We start from the raw sequence: 26,242 nt of genomic DNA, 5'->3' as shown, positions 1-26,242 counted from the left end.
GTTTCTCCGCCGCTCGCAAGGTTCCTCAAGAATTGCGCTGTACGAGGAACGGCGTCAGGCGGCGAGCTTGCCGCAGACAGTCGCCGGCCGGGGGCAGAAGTTGACAGGCCGCAATCTGTGATCTCATATTGTGATCAATAAATGATCTTTGCCGAAACGGCAACCTTTAACTGCCCGACTGGTTCGCCAACAAACATCGCGAGCGCCTGAAACACCCAGGCATCGCATCAGCCCCAGGAAGGGCCGTCCATGACTGCACAGCTTGTATTGCGCGAACAGCTCGCCGACGGCGCAAGAATGAGCCGGTACGCGCTGCGCAACGTGCGTCTCAACAGTGCGGTGACAAACTGGAGTGCCATGGATGCCGCAGGGTTCTTTCTTGCTGACCTGACTGTAGAGCACGGCAGGATATTGGCAACAACTCCCGCGCGCAGCGAACCCACTGAAACAAGTGACAACGGCCTGTTTTCCATAGACGCAGGCGGTCGCGTCGCCCTGCCCACCTTCGTCGACTGCCACACCCATCTCGACAAGGGCCATATCCTGCCGCGCACGCCGGCGGCGAACGGGACCTTCGACGGCGCACTGGCGGCAACACGCGCCGACCGGACCGCCAACTGGTCCGCGGGGGATGTTTTCAAGCGCATGGACTTTGCCTTGCGCTCGGCTTTCCACCACGGCACTTCGGCGATACGCACCCACATCGACTCGCAGCCGCCGCAAGACGCCATTTCCTGGCCGGTGTTCACGGAACTCCGGCAACATTGGCACGGTCGCATCGACCTGCAGGCCTCCTGCCTGTTTCCCATCGACATGGCCCGCGACGACACCTTCCTCGACGGCATGGCCAGGCGGGTGGCTGCCGGCGGCGGCACGCTCGGGGCGGTTGCCTATCCTGCTCCCGACATCGACCACCTGCTCGACCGCATGTTTGCTGCCGCGGCCAGGACTGGCCTGGATCTCGACTTCCACGCCGATGAGACCTCCGACCCAACAGCCAACGCGCTTCGGCGCATCGCCGAGGCCAAGCTCCGCGCATCCTTTGCCGGCAAGGTGCTGGTCGGACATTGCTGTTCGCTGGCGGTGCAGGACCAGGCAGTCGTCGATGCTACGCTGGACACGGTCGCGACCACAAGCCTTGCCGTCGTGGCGCTGCCGACCTGCAACCTCTATCTGCAGGACCGCCGCAACGGCGCGACCCCGAGATGGCGCGGCGTGACCTTGCTGCATGAGATGAAAAAGCGTGGCATCCCTGTGGCGCTCGCCTCCGACAACACGCGCGACCCGTTCCATTCCTACGGCGATCTCGACATGCTCGACACGTTCCGCCTGGGCACGCGCGTGCTGCATCTCGACCACCCGAGCGGCGACTGGATCAGGGCCGTGACCACGACCCCGGCCGAGGTCATGGGTCTCGGAGCCAAGGGCGGCATCGCCGAGGGGCAACCCGCTGATTTCATTCTCTATGAAGGCCGCAGCTGGTCGGAGGTGCTTTCGCGCGCGGAGAACAACCGCATCGTCATCCGCAATGGAACACCGATTTCGACCTTACTGCCTTCATACGCCGAACTCGACGGGCTTGAAGGCCTGGCGCTCGGCTGAGTAGGGACGACGTCAGCGACCAAGAAAGAGGCCGCCGAAATCCGGCGGCCTTTTTACATCACTATACACGAGCGGATCAGGCAGTGGCGCCGACCTGGTAGAGCTCGACCTTGGTGCCGTCGGGGTCGGCGATGTAGATGGTCAGGCCATAGGGTCCATCATGCAGGTCGGTGTAGTACTTCACCCCGGCCTTCTTCAGCCTGGCATCCATGGCGCGCACATCGTTGACCTCAAAGGCGATGTGATCGAGCTGGCGGTGGTCCGAAGCCTTGCCGTGGATCAGCGCAATGCCCTGATGGAAGGCGGTGAACGGACGGCCGTCGGCCAGCGGCTTGGCCGGACGGATCGTGAAGCCGAGCTGGTTGGTGTAGAAGGCCACCGAGGTGTGAATGTCGTTGACCATGATCAGCTGGTGGCCATAGTTGGTGACCCGCGGCTTGATCTGCTCGCCGATCCAGTCGAGGACCTCGGACGAGTGGGCGATCTCGCAGAAATACTGCTTCCACACCTGCTTGGCGGTCGCTTCCCATTCGGCATTGACGCCCGACACGCAGTCATCGACGGCAATCACGTCGAGGTCACGCAGATAGGCCTCGCGGATTGAGGTCTCGACACAGGCGTTGGTGGTCGCACCGGTGACAAACAGGTGCTGGGTGCCGAGCATCTTCAGCATCATTTCGAGGCGCGTCTCGTAGAAGGCGCCGAAGCGGTGCTTGCGGATGACGAAGGCCGGATCGAAATCGGCCAGCGGCTTCAGCTCGTCGATGATCTGCTCGTCCCAGCTGCCGGCCAGCGCGGACACCTGCTTGCGGCGCGCTGTATGGCCAAGCAGCTTCTTCTTGGCGCGGTTCTGGTCGACCGCGAAGTGCTCCTGCATCGTCCAGATGACCGGGATGCCGGTGTCCTGGCAGCGCTTGATCAACTTCGCTAGCGGCGGCACGATCGCCGACAGGCGCTTGGTGTCGACGCCGGAAACACCAAGCGTGCCCTTCTCGTGGATGAAGGCGTTTTGCAGGTCGATGACCAGCAGCGCCGACTTGCGATAATCGAGAACGTCGAGACCCATCACTTGTGCTCCACCATGTCGATGCCGAGCACGCCGCCGCGACCCCAGCTGTCCTTGGGCGTCTCATGGATCACCACATGCAGGTGATCCGGCTTGCAGGCGGCTTCCTCGACCATGGCCTTGGTAATGGCTTTCACGAGGTTGCGCTTCTGCTCGACAGTGCGCCCCTCCCACATCTCTACGACGACGAACGGCATTGTTATTTCTCCTCTCTTTCGCTGGGCATGGCGCCGGAGGCCCAGACAGGCACGGCGGGCGCAAAGCCCGAAACCAGATCGTTGTTGGCCCGGTCGGTGCCCGAGAGCAGCCACAGCGGGCGGTTGGAACAGTTGACCAGCACCTGCTCTTCCATGCAGGCGCGGTTGGCCGCATGGTTTGGATCGCGCTCGAAGCGGCTCGTCGCAGGCATCAGCCTGACGACATAGAGCGGCTCCGAAGCATCAAAGCTCGCGAGCACGTCGGAACCTATTTCCTCCAGCCCGACTGCCCTGACCTCCGGGGTTTTCCTGCCGACGGCCACCAGCACCACGGCGCCAGCCAGCGGCGTCACCGGCCAGTAGCGACCTTCGCGACCCTCGCCGACAAACTCGCCGTAACGGCCTGCCTCGGGAAAAAACTCGCTGTCCCAGAGGATGACATCAGGCCCGATGACCGTCTTCGCGGCATCGATCACGAGAGCGCTCTCGCACAGGTCGAGAAAGCTCCACGGATCAGTCAGGCCGATGCAATGGCCCCATGGATTGTGGATCCCCGACAGCCTCTCCTGGCGGATCGTCGACTTGCGGGCGACGATCCTGTCGACCGCCTCACGCACCGGCAGACGCGCCGGTGTCAGCGAAATGCGACCGGCCAAGTCGAGATGATCGGAGACCCCTTGGGTCATGACGGCACCGTCACGCAGCGGCCGCGACCATAGTGGCTGTCGGCAACCACGCCATTTTCGTAGACCACGTCGCCGCGGGCGATCGTCATCACCGGCCAGCCCTTGAGCTTCCAGCCCTCATAGATGCAGGTGCCCTTGCCGGTGTGCTCGACAGTACGCTCCTCGTCGAGATCAACCAGCACGAGGTCGGCATCGAAGCCGACGTCGATATGGCCCTTGCGCGGCCACAGGCCGAAACGCCGCGCCGGATTGAACGAGTTGAGCTCGACCAGGCGGCTGAGCGGCAGCCCGCGCTGGTGCACGCCGAAATGCAGCATCAGCGACAGCTCCCACGGGAAGCTGACGACGCCGGGGAATTCCGTCCACAAGTCCTCGAGCTTCTTGGGCAGGAACGGCACGTGGTCGGTGCCGAGGCTGTAGACCGAGCCGTTGAGCATGCCGGCCCACAGGCCTTCGAGCTCGTTGCGGTCGCGCAGCGGCGGTGAGATCTTGGCGCGCATGTCCAGATCCTCGTCATAGCAGGTGCGCGTCAGATAGTGCGGGCAGGTCTCGACGGTGACATGCACGCCGCGCGCCTGCGCTTCGGCAGCCAGCACCGGGCCCATGCCGACCGAGGTATGCACCAGATGCAGCGAGCAGCCGGTCTTTTCGGCGAGGAAGATCATGCGTCTGATCGTCTCGACCTCGCAGAAGGCCGGGCGCGATTCCGTGTAGGCGCCGAGGTCCTGACGGCCGGTCGCGGCGATCTCCTTTTTGATCCACGAGGCGATCTGGGTGTTCTCGCAATGGACGTTGATGACGCCGCCGGGGATCTTCGACAGAATGCGCATTGCGGCATAGACCCAGCCGTCCGTCGCCGGCACGATGCCGATCGGATTGTCGGGCTCATAGCCGAAATAGCACTTGAACGACTTCACGCCGGTCTTGGCGACGATCTCAGGGATCTCGGCAATGTGCTCCTCGCGCTGGATGCCGAAGTGAAAGCCGAAATCGATGACCGAGTTCTCCTCGCCCAGCGCCTTCCGCTCCTCGTAGAACGGCAGGTAGGATTCCTTGAGGTTGCGGATGTAGAGCAGCGCCGTGGTGACGCCGCCTGAAGCCGCGGCCGCCGTCTCGGTGCGCATATCCTCTGGATAGGGGAACTTCACGCCCAGATGGCAGTGCGGATCGATCAGGCCGGGCATCAGCACCTTGCCCTCGGCGTCGATGGTGCGGGTCGCGTCCGGCAGCACCTCGTCGGCGCCGGTCAGCACGATCTTGCCGTCCTTGACCGCGACGCCGCCGTGAAATTCGCCGTCGTGGCGAACCACCCGCGCGTTCTTGATGACCAGATCCGCCTTCATCACTTCTGCTCCAGTATGCCTTCGATGCGTCTCGAGATGCCGCTCCACTGACTGCGGCCGACGGTGATCGGCGCGCGCGCGCCCATGCCACGGGCCCAGATCGCCTTCAGCCCGAGCTCGGCGGCAGCCTCCCTGTCGATGGTGCCGGGCGGGGCCGCGACGTCGACCAGCAATGCGTGCTTGGGCAGCAGCTTAAGCTGCTCGCGGTCGAGCAGCCGCTTCGGCACGCTGCCGATGACGATATCCATCTTCGGCAGGAAATCGGGAAGCTGTTCGAGTGTCAGCGATTCCGCGCCCGCCGCATAAGCGGCTGCACGCTGAACCGGGTTGCGCGCCGCGACATGGACGTGGGCGCCGAGCGCTACCAGCGTGTTGGTCAAAAGCGAGCCGATGGTGCCCTGCCCGACCAGGCAGATATTTGACTTGTGGATGGTAATCTCAGTGTTCTCGATGATCACCTTGAGCACGCCCTCGACGATCGCCGGGCCGCGCAGCAGCATCAGGTCGACATCCCATTCATACTCGTGCAGGGTAATGCCGAGCGCTTCGCAATGCCCTTTCAGATTGCCATCGGCCCAGCCGAGGATGATGTGGCCTGACTTGTTCATACCAGCCAGCATGTCGCGAGTCGGGATGATCTTCTCTGGGCACTTCGGCGCAAACAGCGCACCTTCCGCAGTGATGCCGGGGATCGGGAACAGGGCGATGTCGGCCCCCTTCAACGCATCGGCGGCATCCCTGGCGTGGTAGACGCCCTCGATGCCTTCTTCCGGCCAGGGAAAGCCAAAAGCCCGGACGGTGGCACCGGCGCGCACGGCGCAGCGGGCGATTTCCTGTTCGCGGGCGTCACCGGCGACGACGGCGATGACTGTTTCATTCCAGCTCATTTCGCCGTGACCTTCTGAATGACCTGATCCCTGGACATGCCGGCGATGCCCATCGCCTCGGCGGTGCGGCCGCCCTTGCGATAGTCGGTGCCGACAGCGATCTGCGCCAGGCTGTAGAGAGAATGCGCCACGGGCGTGTCGACGCCGGCAATCCTGGCGAATTCGAGGAACGGCAGCAGTCCGTGGCCGAAATCCTCCTTGTAGTAGCGGTATTCCAGCGAGTCCGGGCCCTTGATGCGTTTGTTGGCCTCGCCGCCCGCAATCGCGGCGCGGAAATCGCTGGTGTCGGTTACGTCGGCCTCGACCGTGCCGAGCAGCTTCATCTCTTCGACCAGATTGGGCAGATCATGCCCGAAGGCTTTGGCGACCGCCAGACGCTCGTCGTCGAGCTGCTTCATGACGCGGGCAACGCCAGGTGTCATGGCGTCGACATAGAAGGTGAAGTTGCCATCGGTCGCCTCGACCCAGGCCGCCGCAAGCACGGCACCCGGCGGGTGCAGGATCATGTTGACGTTGGACAGGTCCGAGGCGATCACGTCGGCGACCGGCGTCAGGCCGGGATAAAGCTTGCCGGCGATCTCCAGCACTTCGGAACCACCCTTCAGTGCCGCCGCCTTGAGCTGCTTGGCGCGGCCCGACACGGTGACGCCGTCGGGGCGGTACTTGCGCGCGACATAGGTCAGCGTCGAGAACTCGACGACGGGGGGAGCTGCACGGCCGGTGCGCGAAAACGTCTCGGCGAATTCCAGCGCACCGCCGGTGTGGCCAGGGTTGAGCACGACCGGCCTGGTCGACGACCAGCCGGCAGCGGCCAGCGCCGATGCGATCGCCGAGTGCGAGAAGGTCGGCAGGACGACGACGGCGACATCGACGCCATCGATCGCTGCCTTGAGATCGGTGGTAATCAGCGCCGGCTTCGCCACGCCCTCGCCGAGCTTGCCTTCATAAGCGACGCCGCCCAGCTTGATATGCGGCTCCAGCGTCTCCGCCGACCGCGCCCAGAAATGCACATCGTGCCCCGCCTGGACCAACTCTGCGACCGAGGCTGCACCGCCCGCACCCGCTCCTAATACTGCAACTTTCATTCTCTCCTCCGGGGGCCGAGCTACGGCTTGCCGGCCGCACGACCTCATGCTCGGAACGGGTACTCCTCCCCGTCCCTCGCGCCAATTGATAACCACTAACTAGTTTGATCACACTTTATGATCACACTGAGAATTGTCAAGCGGAAGAATGTGCTTCCCGCTGTTCAAGCTGCCTGATGCCTGAGCCCCGCCGCCTCGATACCTGCGATTGCCGCGAGTTCGTCATTGTCTGACGTATCGCCCGTGGTGCCGACCGCGCCGATGAGTTTGCCCGCCTGGTCGCGGATCAGCACACCGCCGGGCACCGGCACGATGCGGCCGCCGGAGACGGCGTTGAGGCCTTCCATGAAGTGCGGCCGCTCCTTCGCCGTCTGGTCGAGCCAGCGCGAACCCATGCCGACAGCGAGCGCGCCATAGGCCTTGCCGGAAGCGATCTCGTAGCGCAGCATCGAGGCGCCGTCCTGCTTCTGGAATGCCTTGAGATGGCCGCCGGCATCAAGCACGGCGACCGTCAAAGGTTTCATCCTGGCGTCCGCGCCCTTGGCGAGGGCGGCCATGATGATGGTGTTGGCGGCAGCGAGTGTCAGGTCGGTCATGTCTTTCTCCTTTGGGATTCGTGAGGGCGTGCAGGGCCGCTGGCTGATAGCGATCACCTTGGCCCGCAGATTCTGAGTCGGGGCGCTTGCGCGCGCCCGCTGGCCTCGCGGCCATCTCCCCTCAGGGGGGAGCAAGCCATTATGGGCGCCGCAGCCAATCGCCGAGGTAGGGGTGTTGCGCCTTCGACCGGGCAGAATGGGCACTGCCGACGACGAGGCTGATCTCCCCGTCGAACGCAGCAGCCGGCCCTGAGCTCCGCTGAACTTAGTGGGACCTTGCCCTCATCTTCGCCTTGAGTTCGAGCCTGCGCTTGTGGAGGACCGGTTCGGTATAGCCGTTGGGCTGGGCGCGGCCTTCGAAGACGAGGTCGCAGGCAGCGCGGAAGGCGGTCGACTGGTCGAACTCCGGCGCCATCGGCTTGTAGAGCGGATCGCCGACATTCTGCCGGTCGACGATCGCCGCCATGCGCTGCAGCGAATCCATCACCTGGATGTGCGAGCAGACGTCGTGGCGCAGCCAGTTGGCGATGTGCTGGGACGAGATGCGCAAGGTGGCGCGGTCTTCCATCAGCCCGACGTCGTTGATGTCGGGAACCTTGGAACAGCCGACGCCCTGATCGATCCAGCGCACGACATAACCCAGGATGCCCTGCGCATTGTTGTCGAGCTCACGCTGGATCTCGTCGGGCGTCCAGTTGGGACGGACGACCACAGGCACCGACAGGATGTCGTCGAGCCGCGCCTTGGGCCGGCTCTTCAGCTCGGCCTGGACGGCATGCACGTCGACCTTGTGGTAGTGGGTGGCATGCAGCGTCGCCGCCGTCGGCGACGGCACCCAGGCGGTGTTGGCGCCAGCCTTGGGGTGAGCGATCTTCTGCTCCAGCATCGCTGCCATCAGGTCGGGCATCGCCCACATGCCCTTGCCGATCTGGGCATGGCCCGACAGGCCGCATTCGAGACCGGTGTCGACGTTCCAGGCCTCGTAGGCATTGATCCATGGCGCCTGCTTCATGTCGCCCTTGCGCACCATGGGGCCGGCTTCCATCGAGCTGTGGATTTCGTCGCCGGTGCGGTCGAGGAACCCGGTGTTGATGAACACCACACGTTCCTTGGCGGCACGGATGCATTCCCTGAGGTTGATCGTGGTGCGCCGCTCCTCGTCCATGATGCCCATCTTGATGGTCTTTCTGGGCATGCCGACGAGGCGCTCGACGCGGTCGAAGATCTCGACGGCAAAGGCCACTTCCTCGGGGCCATGCATCTTCGGCTTGACCACATACATCGAGCCGGCGCGGGAGTTCATGCGACGGCCCTTGGCTCCAACGTCGTGCAGGGCGATCAAAGCGGTGATTGCCGCATCCATGATGCCTTCGGGCACCTCGTGGCCGTCACGGTCATGGATCGCGGGATTGGTCATCAGGTGGCCGACATTGCGCACCAGCATCAGCGAGCGGCCGGGCAGCGAGACGGTCTTGCCATCGGCACCGGTATAGGCACGGTCGGCATTGAGCTTGCGGGTGACAAGCTTGCCGCCCTTGTCGAAGCTTTCCGCGAGATCGCCCTTCATCAGGCCGAGCCAGTTGCGGTAGACGGCGACCTTGTCTTCGGCGTCGACTGCTGCGACCGAATCCTCGCAGTCCTGGATGGTGGTGAGTGCGGACTCCAGGATCATGTCGGAGATGCCGGCCGGATCGGTCTTGCCGATCGCACTGTCTCTGTCGACCACCACCTCGACATGCAGGCCGTTCTTGACCAGCAGCACCGCATCTGGATTGCCGGCAGCACCACGATAGCCGGCGAATTGTTTGCCGTCGCCCAGCGCAACCGAACCAGACGCGGTCGCAAGCTTCAGCTGCCCGCCTTCGACCGCAAGACCCGTCACGTCAGACCAGTTGCCCGACGCCAACGGCGCGGACTGATCCAAAAAGGCCTTGGCCCAGGCAATGACCTTTTGGCCACGCTTGGGATTGTAGCCCTTGGTCTTCTCGGCGCCGTCGGCATCCGGGATCGCATCGGTGCCGTAAAGCGCGTCATAGAGCGAACCCCAGCGCGCATTGGCGGCGTTCAGCGCATAACGCGCATTCATGACAGGCACGACCAGCTGCGGTCCGGCGACGGTGGCGATCTCGGGATCGACATTCTCCGTCGTGACAGCAAAGGCCGGACCTTCCGGCACAAGATAACCGATCTCGCTCAGGAACGCCTTGTAGGCGGCCATGTCGTGCGGGGCGCCATGCTTGCGGTACCAGGCGTCGAGCTTGAGCTGGAAGTCGTCGCGCTTCTCCAAAAGCGCCCGGTTCTTCGGCGCCAGATCATGCACGATCGCGGCAAAACCCTTCCAGAACGCCTCCGCATCGACACCCGTCCCTGGCAGAGCCTCCGCGACCACGAAGTCGTGGAGCTCGCGCGCAACAGAAAGGCCATGAAGGGAGACGCTGTCGTTTATCCGGTTCATCATGTTCATCGTCATAACTCCCGGGTCAGGCTGCAAGTGCAGCGTCGGTGCGGAACTCGCCCGAAACGGTCTCCGCGACCATCTGGGCTGTAGCGGCCGACAGCGTCCAGCCGAGATGACCATGGCCGGTATTGTAGAACACGCCGGACTGGCGGCCCTTGCCGACCCTTGGCATCATGTTGGGCATCATCGGCCTGAGACCTGCCCAGGGCACGACCCTGTTGGTGTCGACATCCGGGAACAGCATGCGTGTCCAGTCGACCAGCGGTCTGACGCGGTCATCGCGAATGTCTCTGTTCATGCCGTTGAACTCGGCGGTGCCGGCAACCCGGAAGCGCCCGGCGCCAAGGCGGCTGGTGACGATCTTGGCGCGGTCGTCGAGCAGGCTGACCCAGGGCGCGGCAACCTGGCTGCGCTCGTCGTCGAGATGCACTGTGATGGAATAGCCCTTGACCGGGTAGACATTGACCCGGTCGCCGAGCATCGCTGCGAAATGGCGACTGGCGGAACCGGCGCAGATGACGATGCCGTCGGCCTCGACGACCCTGTAGTCGGGCTGGCCGTCGGCACCTGACGTCGTATAGCCGATGCAAAACACGCCATCCCGGGCGATACGCTCGACATTGGCGTCGAAGACGAAGCGCGCACCGCGCCGTTCGCAGGCCTTGGCGAGGCCGAAGGTGAACTTGTGGATGTCGCCGGTCGAGTCCGACGGCGTGTAGAAGCCGCCATGAAAATCGCCATTTAACGTCGGCTCGATCGACTTTACCTCCTCCGCCGTCACCGGCCGGCGGTCGAGACCGCCCTCGACCAGCATCGCATTGACCTTCAGCGCGTGCTGGAAGCTCGGTCTGTCCCAGTAGAAATGCAGGATGCCGCGACGGACATGGTCGAAGTCGATGTTCTCGCGCTCGGCAATCGCAAACAGGTGCTTGCGCGCGGCAATCGCCAGCCGCGTCGTCTCCACCGTGTTGTCGCGGTAATTTGCGATATTTGAGACGAACTCAGCCAGCCAGGCATATTTGTGCCAAGTAGGCCGGGGATTCATCAGCAGCGGCGCATCACTGCGTAGCATCCACTTGATGCCCTTGAGCAAGGTCGACCAGTGGTTCCAGACCTCGGCGTTGCTGGCCGACAGCTGGCCGCCATTGGCGAACGACGTCTCCATCGCGGCATAACGCTGGCGGTCGACGACAGTGACGGTGTAGCCGCGCTCCAGAAGGGCATAGGCAGTGGTGACGCCGGTGATACCGGCGCCGATAACGGCAATATGGGGCATTTCACTCTCCGCGAACAAAGTTGGGTGCGGGCCGAAGCCCGCTGTTTTCCCCAATCTGTCGCTGTACCTGAGAGCTTAACCGCGTCAGCCTTGCCGGTGCGGCTTTCCCCTTCGGTGGACGCTCGAGGCGCCTCTCTCCAGATCGTTCAACTGCATGGTCACTTTTGCCTGAGAGTTTCCTGGGGGGTTGCTCCGTCGGCGTCGGCCGGTGTCATCTCGCAGCGGCCGATCTCTCCCATGCAGCCTCTTGAACGTATGCCTTCATAGCTGGTGCCGCACCCTTCCGCAACGCGAGACGCGGCAAGCTCCAGCCCTCAGTTGCCTTCGTCGTACAGTGTCGTGGTCGTCTCGACGTCTTCCTCGTGCAGGCCAGCGCGCACCACGGCGGCAGCCGCCAGCTCGCGCGCCTTGCGGCGGATGCCCGCTTCGTCGACACCCTGCACCTTGCCGTCGACATAGACCGCCTTGCCGTCGACCCAGGTCTGAGTGATCGAGGCCGTCGAGGCCGAGAACACCAGCGCCTGCAGCGGATCGTAGAACGGCGTCCACTCGACATGGTCGAGATCGAACAGAATGAAATCGGCCTTCTTGCCGATCTCCAGCGAGCCGATCTCGTCGTCCCACATCAGGGCGCGCGCGCCCTCGATGGTGGCGGCGCGCAGCGCATCGCGGGCAGTGAAGATGTCGGGCTTCAGCCGCGCATCCTTGAACATGCCGGCAACGACGAGCATCTGCCGCATCAGGTTCATGTTACCGGCGGCCGAGACACCGTCGGTGCCGAGGCCGACCTTGACGCCGGCCCTGACCATCTCGGGGTACTTGCCGATCGACGTGGCGCCCTTGCCGAGCTTGAACGACGAGCACGGGCAGAAGGCAACGCTGGCGCCGCGCTCGGCCAGAAGCTTGACCTCCTCATCCGACACGGCTGCGCCGTGAGCGATGACCAGGTTCTTGCGGATGCCGCCGGCATTGTCGACGCGGGTGATCGGCCAGCAGCCATACTTGCTCTCGCAGACCTTGGCCTCCTCGATCGAAGTCGCCAGGTGGTAGGTGGTGCCGACGCCCAGCTTCTCGGCCAGCGCCACGGCACCGACATGCAGTTCGAGGCTGCAGGGCTCCTTGCCCTCGATGTTGACCCAGCAGCGGGCACGACCGTCGAGCGTGTTGTTGTAGCGCAGCACGTTTTCCTCGAGCACCTTCAGCGCCGTCTGCGCGTCGGGGAAGAAGTGATGCTCGGCCATTTCCTCGGTCCAGCCGCGCGGCAGCTCCGACGGGCGATTATCGGCGGCGTGGCGGCCGGTGATGCCGCGGATGCCGGTCTTGTCCATGGCGCGGATGACGATGCCGGGATCGTATTGCGAGCCCATGTCGAGGAAGCAGGTGGTGCCGCAGCGCAGCATCTCGGTGATGCCGAGCAGCGCGCCCCAATATTCGTCTTCCTCCGTTATGTGAGCGTAGAACGGCTTGGCCCAGTGGAACACCCAGGCGCGGGTGTTGAGATTATCGGGGAAGACCGCGCGGGAAAGGGTCTCGGACAAATGCACGTGGCTGTCGACGAAGCCCGGGCAGATCCCCAGCATGGTGCCGTCGATGACCTTGTCGAAGCTCTTGCCCTTGTGGCGCGATGCCACATCGTCGGCCGCTCCGATGTCGGCGATGCGGTCGTTCTCGACCACCACGCTCGCATTGCGCAGCACCGTGTCGTTCTTGTCGACGGTGAAAGCGAAGTTCAGATTTTCGATCAGCGTACGCATGCGGCTCCACCCAATGCTTTACCCACGGACCCTCCCGATCGCGTCGCCGGTCCGTGACAGCGGGCGATATCCGAGCATTCGCACACTCTTCCGAGCGGAACGCGACGACCGGGCCAACAACCACCCCGGCCGCCATTTCGCAAGCGGTAGCCCTTAGGCCACCGCCTTGACCTTGCCGCCCTGCTTGGCGGTGCCGCAAAGGATCAGCTTGTCGGTGTCGGCGTAATCGGACAACAGCTCCGATCCCTTCGACGTCACCAGAAGCATGTCCTTGTTCTGCATGCCGTAGCCATAGCCGGTGTCGTAGCAGAGCGGCTCGAAACCAAGCACCATGTTCTCTTCCAGCGGCGCGTCGCTGCCCGGCTTGCCGAGCACCGGCGTCAGGCCGAGATAGGGGTCTTCGTGCAGGTGCAGGCCAATGCCGTGGCCAACGAACGAGATCGGCGGCAGGTTGAGCTTGGCGAGCTTGGCGATGAAGGCGTCGTAGATCTCGCGACAGCTCGCACCGGGCTTCACCTTCTCCATGATCTCATACTTGCACTCGACCAGGTGAGCCCAGATCTTGTCGGCCATGGGCGGCGCCTCGCCGACGATGGCCGTGCGGCAGACGCCCGCCTGGTAGCCGTTGATGACCGAGAAGATCTCGACGCGGCAGACATCGCCACGCTTGAGGATGCGGTCGGACGGGCCGACATTGGGCAGCACCGACCGCTCGCCGGTAGCGACGATCAGCAGCTTGAAGTGTTCGGCGCCAAGCGAATAGACGTTGCGGGTCAAATGACCGGCAATGTCCATCTCGGAGTCGCCGGCATCGACCACCGCCAGCGTGTCGGTGATCGCCTGGTCGGCGATCCGAGAGAGCTTGCTAAGCAATGCGACCTCTTCAGCCGTCTTGATCTGGCGCAGCCGCGCCAGGATCGGCTCGGCATGCTCGAACCGCGCGCCGGGCATCGCCGCGATCAGCCGGGCGAAATCGCCGGCCGGCAGATAGTCCATCTCAAGGCCGATGCGCGCCTTGCCAAGGCCGAGGCCGGCGAGCTGGTCTGCCAGCACCAGCATCGGATCGTCGGAGAATTCGGCCCAGATACGGGCCGGCATGTCAGGCAAGCGGCGCTTGATCGTTGATGCTTCCATGTCGACGCCGAAGATCGCGGTGCGGCCGTCCGCTGTGACGATGGTCATCGCATGGCGGTGGCGGATCAGCGGCTGCGACGGCACGACAAAGCCTGTGGTATAGGCGAAGTTCTCGGGCGACGAGCAGATGATGGCGTCGAGCCCATGCTCGGCCATTGCCCTCACCTGCTTGGCTACGATTTCTGCCCGCATGATTTGGTTCCTCTCCTTGAGTTTCTTGACCGGCGCTCAGTCGCGCACGCGGTATTTTTCGACCTTGGCGAGGTCGACATCGATGCCCATGCCCGGCCCCGACGGCACGACGACCGCACCGTCGACGACCTGCATCGGCTCGACCAAAAGGTCGTCCTTGTAATAGATGCCGCCGACCTGACCATGCTGCGCCTCGGCCGGTGTCGAGATCGGGATGACGCAGGACAACGTCGCTGCCGGCGATGCAGCCGCGACCTGGACGTTGGCGAGGTTGCCGATGCCTGTTTCGATCGAGCCGTTGACGTTGCAGATGATGCCGGCGGCGCGGCAGACCGCGCCGACTTCCATCGCCTTGTACAAGCCACCGGCCTTGGTGGTGTAGATCGAGACGATCTGGATACCGCCATTCTGGATGATCTGGATGGCGTCGTGAGCGTTCCATGCCGACTCGTCGGCCATGACGGGCGCATCGATGCGGCGGCCAACTTCGGCGATGCGCTCGATGCCCATCACCGGCTGCTCGACATATTTGAGCCGGTACTTTTCCATCTGGCGCACGGTCTGCACCGCCTCGCCAGGCGTCTTGTAGCCCTCATTGGCGTCGACGCAGATTTCCATCGCCTCGCCTGCAGCCTCGCGGACTGCCGCGACCATCTTGACGTCGCGCGCCGGGTCGACGCCGATCTTGACCTTGATCGTCTTGATGCCTTCGGCAGCAAGCTTGGCTGCCTCGACCTTGGCCTCTTCGATCGAGATCAGGCCGATCGAATGGGTGATGGCGACCTTGTCGCGCGCCTTGCCGCCGAGCAACGTATGAACGGGAACGTTCAGCCAGCGGCCGGCGAGGTCATAGGCCGCGAACTCGACGGCCGCCTTGGAATAGGGATAGCCGCGGATGATGGCATCCATGCGGGCATGAAGCTCGGCAAAATTGCCGAGTTCGAGACCGATGACGGCAGGCGCCAGGTAGGTCTCGATGACGCTGCGGGTGATCATGGCGGACTCGCCGAAGTAGCGGCCGAACTCACCGCCCCAGTCCTTCAGCGCCGGCGCCTCGCCCCAGCCGACCCGGCCGTCGCTGTCGGTCATCTTGACCATGACATAGCGACCGATGACCTCGGTCAGGCCGGCCCATTTGTGCTCGCGCCGCGTCGGCAGTTGAACAATGAGCGTTTCGATGGACTTGATCGTGGGCACCGGTCTCTACCTTTTCCTTGTCACCGCGGAGGCATCTCTGTACGATGCGATCATCTACTGTGATCACACTTTATGATCATATTTTTGGATGTCAAGCGATCCCGGGATCGATTTTTCATGGCCGACCGAAACGGCCGTGATGCATGGTAGGAAGGCAGCGGAGGAAAAGATGATTGTCGAAGCGACCAATTATTTCGCCAAAGAGGATCAGGCGGATGAGGTTCTGAAGCAGCGCCGCAAGGCGACAGAGATCAGGCGCCAACTCGGCCTGGATCCCGGGCGCATCCTTGTGCGGACGGAAGGAAACGGACCTGACATACGCTGGGAATGCAGCTTCGCCTCAAGGGAAGCTTATGACGCCGACCGGGCTGCACGCGCAACATCGCCCGACTTCGAAGCCGCACGCAAGCGGATGCACACGCTGCTCGAGCGCTTTGAGCGCCACGTCTACGAAGTGGTCGAATAGAGCGGCAGGTCCCGATCTAAGCCTGTGCCAGCAGCCGATTCATCCTTGCCCGCACACGGACAACACCCTCGGCGATATTGTCGCGCGGGATCGACGAATACCCCATGCGGAAGAAGCGGCACGGCCCGTCCGCATCGGGAAAGAACGGCGAGCCGGATTCAATCAGCACGCCGTCCTGCTTGAGTTCGTTCATCAAAAGGTCCGCATCCAGCCCATCGGGCCCCTCGACCCAGAACGAGGTGCCGCCAAAGGCTGACGATCCGGCGATGGTGAAGCCTTCGCGCTTCAGCGCTTCGGCCATGACGATGTGGCGCTTGTGGTATTCGCCACGCATGCGGTGCAGCACCGCATCGTGGTGGCCGAGCGCGAGGAAGTAGGCCGCAGTGCGCTGGAGATGGCCGGGTGGATGACGCAGCATCAGGGCACGCAACGCTCGCGCCTCACGGATGACCGGCGCCGGCGCCACGAGATAGCCCAGCCGCAGGCCCGGAAAAAGCGATTTGGAAAAGCTGCCGATGTAGAACACCCGACCGCTGCGATCGAAGGACTTCAGCGCCGGAGACGGCGGCGCGAGAAAGCTCATCTCGAACTCATAGTCGTCCTCGACGATGATGAAGTCCCTGCTGGCGGCAGCTGCCAGGAGTGCTGCGCGGCGCTCGACGGGCATGGTGGCGCCGGTCGGCGAATGGTGGCTCGGCGTGACGAAGACCGCGTCGACCTTGGCAGGCAGGACCTCGGGCGGCAGGCCTTCCTTGTCCACGTCGATGGCCGTCACGTCTGCACCGCTCAGCTTGAGCGATGCGCTCATGTCAGGGTGGCAGGGGTTCTCGCACACGGCGTGCGCGCCCTGCCGCAGCAGCAGCTGGGTGACGATCCACAGTGCATTCTGCGCTCCCACCGTGACGAGGATTTCATCAGGCGTGGCGCGAATGCCGCGACTGGGCAACGTCCTGGAGCAGATGTAGTTGACAAGCTGCACGTCGTCGGCAGCGGCAAAGTCGCCGGCCATCAGTTCAAAATCCTCGCGCGCCAGCGCACGCCGGGCACAGTCGCGCCAGGCGCCGAGATCGAACAGCGACGGGTCCATCTGGCCGTAGAGGAACGGATAAGGATAGCGGCGCCAGTCGAGCGGCTTGCGCATCTGCTTGGCAACGATGAAACTCGACCGCAGTTTCATCGACCAGTCGATTTCGTCTGCGCCGACGCCGGACACCGCCGCTTCGAGCACGGTCGTCGGCGGGTTGCCGGCAACACGATAGGAGCTTCGGCTGGCGGTTTCGACATAACCCTGAGACGCCAATTCCTGATAGGCAAGCGTCACCGTGATGCGCGAAATGTTCAGATATTCCGCAAGCTTGCGGGTCGAGGGCAGCTGAGCGCCAGGCTGCAGCCGGCCAGACAGCACCGCCGAGACCACGGTCTCGCGGATCTGCGCCTGCAAGCCGATGCGGCTCGCTCGGTCGAGAAAGAAGATCGTCTCCGAAACTGTCGCCTGTGCCATGGTCCCACGCAGGTTCAATCTGGAGTCATTCAACTTCCAATCTGGATATAAGGCAATTCAAAGGTTCCATTTAACCCTATGTCCAGAACCAAGACCGGCATCAAAGCCGGCAAGTTCCCGGAATAACCGGTGGCTAACAAAACAAGAGGGTAACGATGATACACTTTAAGCATTTCAAGCATTTGGCCGGCGCCGCAACCATAGCGGCCGGCGTCTTCACCTCCTGTCTCGCTTATGCCGAAACGACGGTCGTCGTCGGCTATCAGCAGATCGTCGGGCCGTTCGTCACGGCCATCGCCGACGGACGTTTCGACGCCGCCGCCAAGGAAGCGGGCTACACCGTCGACTGGCGCCAGTTCAGCTCGGGCGGCGATATCTCGACGGCTCTCGCCTCCGGCAGCGTGCCGATCGGCGTGATCGGCTCGACCGGCACCACCGCCGCCGCCACGCGCGGCGTCAATCTCGAACTGTTCTGGATCCTCGACAATATCGGCAAGTCGGAGGCGCTCGCCGTCCGCAACGGCTCGGGCATCGAAAAGCCCGAGGATCTGAAGGGCAAGAATGTCGGCGTACCGTTCGTGTCGACCTCGCACTTCCATCTTCTTGTCGGCCTCGAGCAGGTGTGGAAGATCGATCCGCGCGAGGTCAACATCCTCAACATGAAGCCGCCGCAGATCATCGCCGCCTGGCAGCGTGGCGACATCGACGCCGCCTATGTCTGGCCGCCGGCACTGACCGAATTGCTCAAGAACGGCAAGACCATCGCCGATTCAGAGACCATCGGTGCTGCCAGCGTACCGACCTTCGACGGCCTTGTCGCCGACAAGAAGTGGGCCGCCGAGAACCCGAAGTTCATGGCCGCCTTCACCAAGGTGCTGTCTGAATCCTACGCCGACTACAACAAGAACAAGGCAAGCTGGACGGCGGACTCGCCTCAGGTGCAGGGCATCGTCAAGCTGATCGGCGGTGACGGCGCAGGTGCGGTCGAAGCGCTCAACCTGCTGTCGTTCCCCAATGCCGACGAACAGGCATCCGAAACATGGCTCGGCGGCGGCGCCATCAAGGCATTGAATGAAAGCGCCAAGTTCCTCGTTGCCCAGAAGCAGATCGACAAGGCGCTCGACGACTACGCGCCCTTCGTCAACAGTAGCTACGCCAAGGACGCATCCAAGTAACATTGGACGTGCCGCCGGTCGGATGCCGGTCGGCGGCACTTTCTCCACCACTCGATTGCATTTTCTTCGAAAGGCTCGACGCGATGGAAACCCTCAACGTCAGCAATGTCAGCCTGACCTATCCAGGCCTCTACTCCGACCAGGCGGTGATTGCGCTCAAGGGCGTGAACCTCGAGGTCAAGAGCGGCGATTTCGTCGTCGCCCTCGGTGCCTCGGGCTGCGGCAAGACCACACTGCTCAACCTGATGGCCGGCTTCATGACACCAACCGACGGTGATATCACACTTGGCGGACGTCAAGTCGTCGGCCCAGGCGCCGACCGTGGCGTCGTCTTCCAGAAGCACGCGCTGCTGCCCTGGTTGAATGTCATCGACAACACCGAATTCGGGCTCAAGCTGCGTGGCATAGACAAGGCGACCCGGCGCGAGCTGGCGACCAAGAATCTCGCCCTTGTCGGCCTGCAGGATTTTCACCGCCACATGATCTACCACCTGTCCGGCGGCATGCAGCAGCGCGTCGGCATCGCCCGTGCGCTGACCTGCGACCCGGCGATGCTTCTGATGGACGAGCCGATGGCGGCGCTCGACGCGCTCACCCGCGAGACCATCCAGGAGCTGCTGCTCAAGGTCTGGCAGCTGACCAACAAGATGTTCTTCTTCATCACGCACAGCGTCGAAGAAGCACTTTTCCTCGGCTCCCGGCTGATCGTCATGTCGCCGCGTCCGGGCCGCATCACCCACACCTATGAGCTCGATTTCAATCGGCGCTTCCTTGAGGAGGGCAACGCACGTGCAATCAAATCCAGCCGCGATTTCATCGACATGCGCGAGCAGATCCTCGGCATCATCTACGGCGACGAGCGCCAGTCCGGCAATCCGGAACACCTCAATGCTTGAGCGCCTCTCACGGGCCAAGTCCGTACGCCCGGGCAAGATCTATGGCGCGCCGGGCGACGGCATGAGCGGCCATATCAGCCTGATCACGGCACTTGTGCTGTTCGGTCTCTGGCTGCTGATCACCGAGATGGGCTGGGTCAAGCCGCTGTTCCTGCCCTCGCCGCTTGCCGTGTGGGACAAGTTCGTCGTCGCCATGACCGATGGCGTTTCCAACTCGACGCTCATCCAGCACACGCTGGCCAGCCTTGGCCGTGTGCTCGGCGCCTTCTTCCTGGCGCTGGTCACAGCCGTTCCGGTCGGCATCCTGATGGGCGTCAACCGCACGGTGCGCGGCCTGTTCGACCCGATCATCGAGTTCTACCGGCCACTGCCGCCGCTCGCCTATCTGCCCTTGATCATCATCTGGCTCGGCATCGGTGAATTCCCGAAGGTGTTCCTGATCTATCTCGCCATCTTCGCGCCCATGGCGATCGCCGCCCGTGCCGGCGTCCGCTCGGTGTCGACCGAACAGATCCATGCCGCCTATGCCATGGGCGCCACCCGCGCCCAGGTCATCTCCCAGGTGATCCTGAAGGCCGCCCTGCCCGAGATCTTCACCGGCATGCGCATCGGCATCGGCGTCGGCTGGACCACGCTCGTCGCCGCCGAAATGGTCGCCGCCCACCGCGGTCTCGGCTTCATGGTGCTGAACGCCGCCGAGTATCTCGCCAGCGATACGGTCATCATGGGCATCATCGTCATCGGCATCTTCGCCTTCGCCTTCGACCTCATGCTGCGCTACCTGGAAAAGGCGATGATCCCCTGGAAGGGCAAGATCTGATGCCAAAGCTTACACACCCGGCGACGTCGCCACCCGGCTGACGCCAAACCTGATCTTACCAACAGACAGACCAATCCGCCGGCTTGTCCGGCCACGGCGCAGCCATGCCCAAAGGCTCTGCCGTACAGATACGAGGACCACGATATGTCACTCACCGCCGACGGCCTGGCTCGCCTCTTCGACGCCTTCAACCGCCACGACATCGACGGCGTCATGGAGTTCTTCGCCGGCAACTGCGTCTTCAACGGCGTCGCCGGCCCAGAGGCCTACGGCACCCGCTTCGAAGGCACCGAGGCGATCGCCGCTGCTTTCAGCGGCGTCTGGAAAGCGATGCCGGACGCGCACTGGGCCCATCATGGCCACTTCGTCCATGGCGATCGCGCCGTCTCGGAATGGACGTTCACAGGCACCAACGTCGACGGCAGCCGCGTCGAAGCAGAGGGCTGCGATCTGTTCACGCTCGATGACGGCAAGATCGTCCGCAAGCAGGCCTTCCGCAAGAACCGGCCGCTGATTGCGGCTGGTGCCTGAGCGGTCTCGGGAGGACCACGTCAATGGAACATCAACTCTTGAGGTCCGCGGCACAACGTCTGCCGTTCGATCCGGCCTATGACCCGGTCCATGCACCAAACCCGGGCGCCGGCAAGGACTACGCGCCGACCTACTGGATCGCCACCGCCGGCCCGCAGCCGGAAGACGACGGCCCCGTCACGCAGGACATCGACGTCGATGTCGCCATCATCGGCTCGGGCTATACCGGCCTGTCCTGTGCCATTCATCTGGCCCGCGAGCACGGCATCAAGGCGACGGTGCTGGAAGCAAATGGCGTCGCCTGGGGCTGCTCGACCCGCAATGGCGGCCAGGCGCAGATTTCGGCCGGCCGGCTCAAGCGTTCGCAGTGGATCGAGCGCTGGGGCGTCGACGTCGCCAGGAAAATGCATGTCGAGATATCGGAAGCCTTCGACCTGTTTCGCGACCTGATCAGCCAGCCCGAGATCGACTGCGATCCTCAGGATGGCGGCCATCTCTACATCGCCCATCGCGACAAGGTTCTGCCGGCGCTGGAAAAGGAATCGCGCCTGCTCAACGACATCTTCGGCTACCGCGCCCGCATGGTCGGCCGCGACGAGGTCCACAGCGATTTCGTTCGCGACGCAGAAGCCAAGGGCGCGATGTACGAGCCCGACGGCATGGGCATCCATGCCGCCAAGCTCGCCTTCGGCTATCTCAGGCTGGCCCGCAAGCTGGGTGCGAAAGTGCACACCTCAAGCCCGGTCCTCGGCAGCGAAATCAAGGGCGGCATACATCACCTGCGCACGCCGGGCGGCATCGTCAGGGCGCGCGCAGTCTGCATCGCCACCGCCGGCTACACCTCGCCCGGCCTGCACGAGCTGACGCGCCACCGGCTGATGCCGATCCTGTCCAACTCGATCGTGACGCGGCCGCTGACGGACAGCGAGCGCGAGACGCTGAACTTCCAGACCCGAATCCCGCTCACCGACACACGCACGCTGCGCCACTACTACCGGATGCTGCCCGACGGGCGTGTGCAGATCGGCAGCCGCAGCGCCATCACGGGGCGGGACGCAGTCAATGCAAGTCACCTCGACCGTCTGCTCGAAGGGCTCTACCGCAAGTTTCCGATCCTGCGCGGCATCGATGTAGACTACTCCTGGTGGGGCTGGGTCGACGTCAGCCACGACATGATGCCCCGCATCTTCCGGCCCGATCCCAAGCAACAGCTGTTCTACGCCATGGGCTATGGCGGCAACGGCGTCATGTACTCGGCCCAGGCCGGCCGCCGCATGGCCCAGATGGTCGCGGGCAAGGGCGGCGAACTCGACCTGCCGATCTTCACCTCCCCGTTGCCCAGCCACGGGTTGCTGACACCGTTTCGGCGCCTCGGCCAGTGGGGAATGTACCGCTGGTATTACCTCAAGGACGAGATCCTCTAGCGCATCGGCCCAAAAATCGGACCCGACTCCCAAGACCAGACCTGCCCCCATCGAAAGGAACCCAGAAAATGAAAATGACCACCGAAGAAGCTTTCGTCAAAGTCTTGCAGATGCACGGCATCGAGCATGCCTTCGGCATCATCGGCTCGGCCATGATGCCGGTGTCGGACCTGTTCCCCAAGGCCGGCATCAAGTTCTGGGACTGCGCGCATGAGACCAATGCCGGCATGATGGCCGACGGCTTCAGCCGCGCCACCGGCACCATGTCCATGGCCATCGGCCAGAACGGCCCGGGTGTGACGGGCTTCATCACCGCGATGAAAACAGCCTACTGGAACCACACGCCGCTGCTCATGGTCACGCCGCAGGCAGCCAACAAGACCATCGGCCAGGGCGGCTTCCAGGAAGTCGACCAGATGGCGATGTTCGAGGAGATGGTCTGCTACCAGGAAGAGGTGCGGGATCCCTCACGTATTCCCGAGGTGCTGAACCGCGTCATCGAGAAGGCCTGGCGCGGTTGCGCCCCAGCGCAGATCAACATCCCCCGCGACTTCTGGACCCATGTCATCGACGTCGACCTGCCCTCAATCGTGCGTTTCGAGCGCCCCGCCGGTGGCCCGCAGGCGATCACGGAAGCAGCGCGCCTGCTGTCGGAAGCAAAGTTCCCGGTCATCCTGAACGGAGCCGGCGTCGTCATCGGCAACGCCATCAACGAATCCATGGCGCTGGCCGAGCGTCTCGACGCGCCGGTCTGCTGCGGTTACCAGCACAATGACGCCTTCCCCGGCAGCCACCGTCTCGCCGCAGGACCGCTCGGCTACAACGGCTCGAAGGCAGCGATGGAGCTGATCGCCAAGGCAGACGTGGTGTTGGCGCTCGGCACCCGCCTCAACCCGTTCTCGACCTTGCCCGGCTACGGCATCGACTACTGGCCGAAGAATGCCGCGATCATCCAGGTCGACATCAATGCCGATCGCATCGGTCTGACCAAGAAGGTTTCCGTCGGCATCTGCGGCGACGCCAAGCAGGTCGCCCGCCAGATCCTCGAGCAACTGACGCCCTCGGCCGGCAATGAAGGCCGCGAGCAGCGCAAGGCGGCGATCCACCAGAACCGCTCGGCCTGGCTGCAGCAGCTGTCGTCGATGGACCACGAAGAGGACGACGTCGGCACCGAATGGAACGCCACCGCCCGCCTGCGCGAGGCCGACCGCATGTCGCCACGCCAGGCCTGGCGTGCGATCCAGGCGGCCCTGCCCAAGGAAGCGATCATCTCCACCGACATCGGCAACAACTGCGCCATCGGCAACGCCTATCCGAGCTTCGAACAGGGCCGGAAATATCTCGCACCGGGCATGTTCGGCCCTTGCGGCTATGGCTTCCCGTCGATCGTCGGCGCCAAGATCGGCTGCCCCGACGTGCCGGTGGTCGGCTTCGCCGGAGATGGCGCTTTCGGCATCTCGATGAACGAGATGGGTGCGATCGGCCGTGAAGGCTGGCCGGCGATCACCATGGTGATCTTCCGCAACTACCAGTGGGGCGCGGAAAAGCGGAACACCACGCTGTGGTATTCCAACAACTTCGTCGGCACCGAACTCAATCCTAACCTCAGCTACGCGAAGGTGGCGGAGGGCTGCGGCCTGAAGGGTGTCGTCGTCGACACCACGGCCAAGCTGACCGAGGCGCTGGCCAAGGCCATCGACGATCAGGCCAAGGGCATCACCACCTTCGTCGAGGTCGTGCTTAACCAGGAACTCGGCGAGCCCTTCCGCCGCGACGCGATGAAGAAGCCGGTGCCGGTGGCAGGTATCGACCGCGCCGACATGCGCCCCCAGAAGCGCGCCTGACCTCGCTGCAAAAGCGCCCGCCCGGTTCGCCGGGCGGGCGGTCTGCCAACACCTTCTTGACCGGGAATGATTGAATGAACACCGCCGCTGCGACACAACGCTTCAATGGCCTGCCTTCGGTGGTGCAGGTCTACTGGCCCGGCCTTGCCGTCACCGCTGCGGTGGCGATCGCGGCACAGTTCCTCTCCGATCATTACGGCGCACCGGCGATGCTGATGGCACTGCTGCTCGGCATCGCTTTCCACTTCCTGTCCGAGGAAGGACGCTGCGTCGCCGGCATCGACTTCTGCGCCAAGAAAGTATTGCGAATCGGTGTCGCCCTGCTCGGCATGCGCATCAGCGTCGATTTGCTGATCGGGCTTGGCGCCAGCACCATCCTGCTTCTGGTTGCCGCCATCGCCGCGACCATCCTGTTCGGCCTCGCCGCCGCCAAACTTCTCGGCCGCGGCTGGCGCCTTGCCCTCATTACCTCCGGCTCGGTCGCCATCTGCGGCGCCTCGGCCGCCATGGCAATCGCCGCAGTTTTACCCAAGAACGAGTTCTCCGAGCGCAACCTGATCTTCACCGTGCTGTCGGTGACGGTACTGTCGACACTCGCCATGGTCTTCTACCCGATGATCGCCCAGGCCATCGGCCTCGACGCGCGCGCCACCGGCATCTTCTTCGGCGGCACCATCCACGACGTCGCCCAGGTCGTCGGCGCCGGCTTCTCCGTGTCCCCCGAGGCGGGTGAGACGGCGACGCTGGTCAAGCTCATCCGCGTCACCATGCTGGCACCGGTCGTGCTGATCTTCTCGCTCGCCACCCGCAATGTCGGCTCGGTCGGCGAGAGCGGCAAGCGCCCGCCGCTGCTGCCCGGTTTCGTCATCTCCTTCCTCATTCTCGCCGCCATCAACTCCTTCGGCCTCATTCCGGAGGCGGTGTCGAAGGTCGGCATGGAGACGTCGCGCTGGGCCCTGCTCGCCGGCATCGTCGCCGTCGGCATGAAAACCTCATTACGCCGTGTGCTCGACGTCGGCGGCGACGCGGTCGCCCTCATCGTCGCCGAGACCATCTTCATCGGCCTCTTCATCCTCGCCGGCATCTATTATCTGGGGCACGCCTGATGAAACCGCTGGAACGCATCCTCGCCACGGCGAAACAGGCCCCCAAGCGCATCGTTCTCCCCGAAGGCGAGGACCCGCGTATCATCGAGGCTGCGATCCGGGCCAGCCACGAGGGCGTCGCCGAGATCACGCTGGTCGGCAACCGCGGCATCATCAAACAGGCACTTGCGGACGCCGGCGCGAGCCAGCTCGATCTCCGTATTGAAGACCCTGTTTCCTCCGCGCTGGCGTCGCGCCTCGCCAATGCCTATTTCGAGCTCCGCAAGACCAAGGGTGTCGACGAAGCCTCGGCTGTCGAGGCACTGCGCTCACCCCTTGTCTTTGCCGCCATGATGGTGCGCGAAGGCGAGGCCGACGGCACCGTCGGCGGCGCTGTCGCCACCACTGCCGATACCGTGCGGGCGGCATTGCAGACGATCGGCAAGGCGCCGGGCGTCGGGCTGGTGTCGAGCTTCTTCCTGATGATGCTGTGCCAACCCCATCACGCCAAGAAGGGCGCCTTCGTCTTCGCCGACTGCGGCCTGGTGGTCGATCCCGATGCCGCCGACCTCGCCGACATCGCCCGCATGTCCGCCCGCTCCTACCAGGCGCTCGCCAGCGCACCGGCCAAGGTGGCGATGCTGTCGTTCTCGACCAATGGCAGTGCTTCCCACGAGCGCGTCTCCAAGGTGGTCGAGGCAACCCGGCTGGCGCATGCCGCCGATCCCGACCTCGTCATCGACGGCGAGCTGCAGTTCGACACCGCTTTCGTCGAAGCCGTCAGCGCCTCCAAGGCGCCCAATTCGGCGCTGCATGGCGAAGCCAATGTCTTCGTCTTCCCCAATCTCGACGCCGCCAACATCGGCTACAAGATCGCCCAGCGCATCGGCGGCGCCGACGCCATCGGCCCGATCCTGCAGGGCCTGGCCAAGCCGGCCAACGACCTCTCTCGCGGCTGCACGGCAGAGGACGCCTTTCACATGATCGCGGTGACGGTGGTCCAGGCGCAGGTCCGGTAAGGGCACTG

23 protein-coding genes and 1 riboswitch are annotated in these 26,242 nt (G+C 63.9%); of the genes, 10 read left to right on the top strand and 13 right to left on the bottom strand.

All coding sequences use genetic code 11. The annotated features are described in order from the left end of the window. Positions 1-249: 249 nt before the first annotated feature. Positions 250-1,602 (top strand): cytosine deaminase, encoded by a 1,353-nt coding sequence (locus tag Amn_RS28230; protein WP_286298923.1) that lies wholly within the window; start codon positions 250-252, stop codon positions 1,600-1,602. A gap of 76 nt (positions 1,603-1,678) precedes the next feature. Here Amn_RS28230 and Amn_RS28225 read toward each other — a convergent pair whose 3' ends face one another. The 12 genes from Amn_RS28225 to Amn_RS28170 form a co-directional block, all read right to left on the bottom strand. Beyond that, positions 1,679-2,668: an isochorismatase family protein gene (locus tag Amn_RS28225; RefSeq protein WP_286298922.1), complete on the bottom strand. Its 990-nt coding sequence runs from the start codon at positions 2,666-2,668 to the stop codon at positions 1,679-1,681. Next, on the bottom strand, positions 2,668-2,865 hold the full coding sequence (gene thmT / locus Amn_RS28220) for a 2-hydroxymuconate tautomerase (protein ID WP_018431063.1): 198 nt from the start codon (positions 2,863-2,865) through the stop codon (positions 2,668-2,670). Before thmT ends, Amn_RS28225 begins: the two co-directional genes overlap by 1 nt. Positions 2,866-2,867: 2 nt before the next feature. Further along, a complete protein-coding gene (locus Amn_RS28215; RefSeq protein WP_286298921.1) occupies positions 2,868-3,551 on the bottom strand; it encodes a resolvase in 684 nt (227 codons plus the stop codon). Continuing rightward, the gene (locus Amn_RS28210) at positions 3,548-4,894 is read right to left on the bottom strand and encodes a dihydroorotase (protein WP_067967489.1); all 1,347 of its coding nucleotides are present in this window, start codon (positions 4,892-4,894) and stop codon (positions 3,548-3,550) included. Before Amn_RS28210 ends, Amn_RS28215 begins: the two co-directional genes overlap by 4 nt. Continuing rightward, positions 4,894-5,781 carry a dipicolinate synthase subunit DpsA gene (locus Amn_RS28205; protein ID WP_286298918.1) on the bottom strand — a complete coding sequence of 296 codons (888 nt, stop codon included), beginning with the start codon at positions 5,779-5,781 and terminating at the stop codon, positions 4,894-4,896. Before Amn_RS28205 ends, Amn_RS28210 begins: the two co-directional genes overlap by 1 nt. Then, entirely contained in the window at positions 5,778-6,866 is a 1,089-nt protein-coding gene (locus tag Amn_RS28200) for an NAD/NADP octopine/nopaline dehydrogenase family protein (RefSeq protein WP_286298916.1), read from the bottom strand. The genes Amn_RS28205 and Amn_RS28200 overlap by 4 nt, the downstream gene beginning before the upstream one ends. Before the next feature lie 164 nt (positions 6,867-7,030). Then, entirely contained in the window at positions 7,031-7,462 is a 432-nt protein-coding gene (locus tag Amn_RS28195) for a GlcG/HbpS family heme-binding protein (RefSeq protein ID WP_286298915.1), read from the bottom strand. A gap of 265 nt (positions 7,463-7,727) precedes the next feature. Then, on the bottom strand, positions 7,728-9,932 hold the full coding sequence (locus tag Amn_RS28190; RefSeq protein WP_502874777.1) for a malate synthase G: 2,205 nt from the start codon (positions 9,930-9,932) through the stop codon (positions 7,728-7,730). A gap of 10 nt (positions 9,933-9,942) precedes the next feature. Beyond that, complete coding sequence (locus tag Amn_RS28185; protein WP_067967483.1) at positions 9,943-11,196, bottom strand: D-amino acid dehydrogenase; 1,254 nt, start codon at positions 11,194-11,196, stop codon at positions 9,943-9,945. Between the two features lie 145 nt (positions 11,197-11,341). After that, positions 11,342-11,444, bottom strand: a riboswitch (glycine riboswitch). A 66-nt stretch (positions 11,445-11,510) separates the two neighbouring features. Beyond that, entirely contained in the window at positions 11,511-12,950 is a 1,440-nt protein-coding gene (locus tag Amn_RS28180; RefSeq protein ID WP_154384479.1) for an amidohydrolase family protein, read from the bottom strand. A 153-nt stretch (positions 12,951-13,103) separates the two neighbouring features. After that, a complete protein-coding gene (locus Amn_RS28175; RefSeq protein ID WP_067967471.1) occupies positions 13,104-14,276 on the bottom strand; it encodes a M24 family metallopeptidase in 1,173 nt (390 codons plus the stop codon). Positions 14,277-14,312: 36 nt separating this feature from the next. Then, a complete protein-coding gene (locus Amn_RS28170; RefSeq protein WP_067967465.1) occupies positions 14,313-15,473 on the bottom strand; it encodes a mandelate racemase/muconate lactonizing enzyme family protein in 1,161 nt (386 codons plus the stop codon). A 169-nt stretch (positions 15,474-15,642) separates the two neighbouring features. Between Amn_RS28170 and Amn_RS28165 the strand changes: the two genes are divergently transcribed. After that, positions 15,643-15,939 carry a hypothetical protein gene (locus Amn_RS28165; protein WP_067968427.1) on the top strand — a complete coding sequence of 99 codons (297 nt, stop codon included), beginning with the start codon at positions 15,643-15,645 and terminating at the stop codon, positions 15,937-15,939. Positions 15,940-15,955: 16 nt separating this feature from the next. On the opposite strand, the gene pdxR is transcribed toward Amn_RS28165, so the two are convergent. After that, on the bottom strand, positions 15,956-17,440 hold the full coding sequence (gene pdxR, locus Amn_RS28160) for a MocR-like pyridoxine biosynthesis transcription factor PdxR (protein WP_067967460.1): 1,485 nt from the start codon (positions 17,438-17,440) through the stop codon (positions 15,956-15,958). A gap of 155 nt (positions 17,441-17,595) precedes the next feature. Here pdxR and tauA point away from each other — a divergent pair, with 155 nt between their 5' ends. The 8 genes from tauA (at position 17,596) to pta (ending at position 26,234) form a co-directional block, all read left to right on the top strand. Beyond that, on the top strand, positions 17,596-18,615 hold the full coding sequence (gene tauA, locus Amn_RS28155) for a taurine ABC transporter substrate-binding protein (protein ID WP_067967457.1): 1,020 nt from the start codon (positions 17,596-17,598) through the stop codon (positions 18,613-18,615). An 83-nt stretch (positions 18,616-18,698) separates the two neighbouring features. Next, positions 18,699-19,511, top strand: a complete 813-nt coding sequence (locus Amn_RS28150) for a taurine ABC transporter ATP-binding protein (RefSeq protein ID WP_286298911.1) — start codon at positions 18,699-18,701, stop codon at positions 19,509-19,511. Then, on the top strand, positions 19,504-20,331 hold the full coding sequence (locus Amn_RS28145; RefSeq protein ID WP_192320502.1) for an ABC transporter permease subunit: 828 nt from the start codon (positions 19,504-19,506) through the stop codon (positions 20,329-20,331). Before Amn_RS28150 ends, Amn_RS28145 begins: the two co-directional genes overlap by 8 nt. Positions 20,332-20,475: 144 nt before the next feature. Then, entirely contained in the window at positions 20,476-20,862 is a 387-nt protein-coding gene (locus Amn_RS28140) for a nuclear transport factor 2 family protein (protein WP_154384476.1), read from the top strand. Between the two features lie 23 nt (positions 20,863-20,885). After that, positions 20,886-22,286 carry an NAD(P)/FAD-dependent oxidoreductase gene (locus Amn_RS28135; protein WP_286298908.1) on the top strand — a complete coding sequence of 467 codons (1,401 nt, stop codon included), beginning with the start codon at positions 20,886-20,888 and terminating at the stop codon, positions 22,284-22,286. A 68-nt stretch (positions 22,287-22,354) separates the two neighbouring features. Then, positions 22,355-24,130, top strand: a complete 1,776-nt coding sequence (xsc, locus tag Amn_RS28130) for a sulfoacetaldehyde acetyltransferase (RefSeq protein ID WP_067967446.1) — start codon at positions 22,355-22,357, stop codon at positions 24,128-24,130. A 74-nt stretch (positions 24,131-24,204) separates the two neighbouring features. Then, positions 24,205-25,236 carry a YeiH family protein gene (locus tag Amn_RS28125; RefSeq protein ID WP_286298907.1) on the top strand — a complete coding sequence of 344 codons (1,032 nt, stop codon included), beginning with the start codon at positions 24,205-24,207 and terminating at the stop codon, positions 25,234-25,236. Then, positions 25,236-26,234 carry a phosphate acetyltransferase gene (gene pta / locus Amn_RS28120; RefSeq protein ID WP_286298906.1) on the top strand — a complete coding sequence of 333 codons (999 nt, stop codon included), beginning with the start codon at positions 25,236-25,238 and terminating at the stop codon, positions 26,232-26,234. Before Amn_RS28125 ends, pta begins: the two co-directional genes overlap by 1 nt. The last annotated feature ends 8 nt before the right edge of the window (positions 26,235-26,242 follow it).

Origin of the sequence: Aminobacter sp. Y103A (assembly GCF_030294925.1) — a bacterium.
Lineage (GTDB): Bacteria > Pseudomonadota > Alphaproteobacteria > Rhizobiales > Rhizobiaceae > Aminobacter > Aminobacter ciceronei.
The sequence above is the reverse complement of the archived record's forward strand: the minus strand, read 5'-3'. Positions and strand labels throughout refer to the sequence as shown.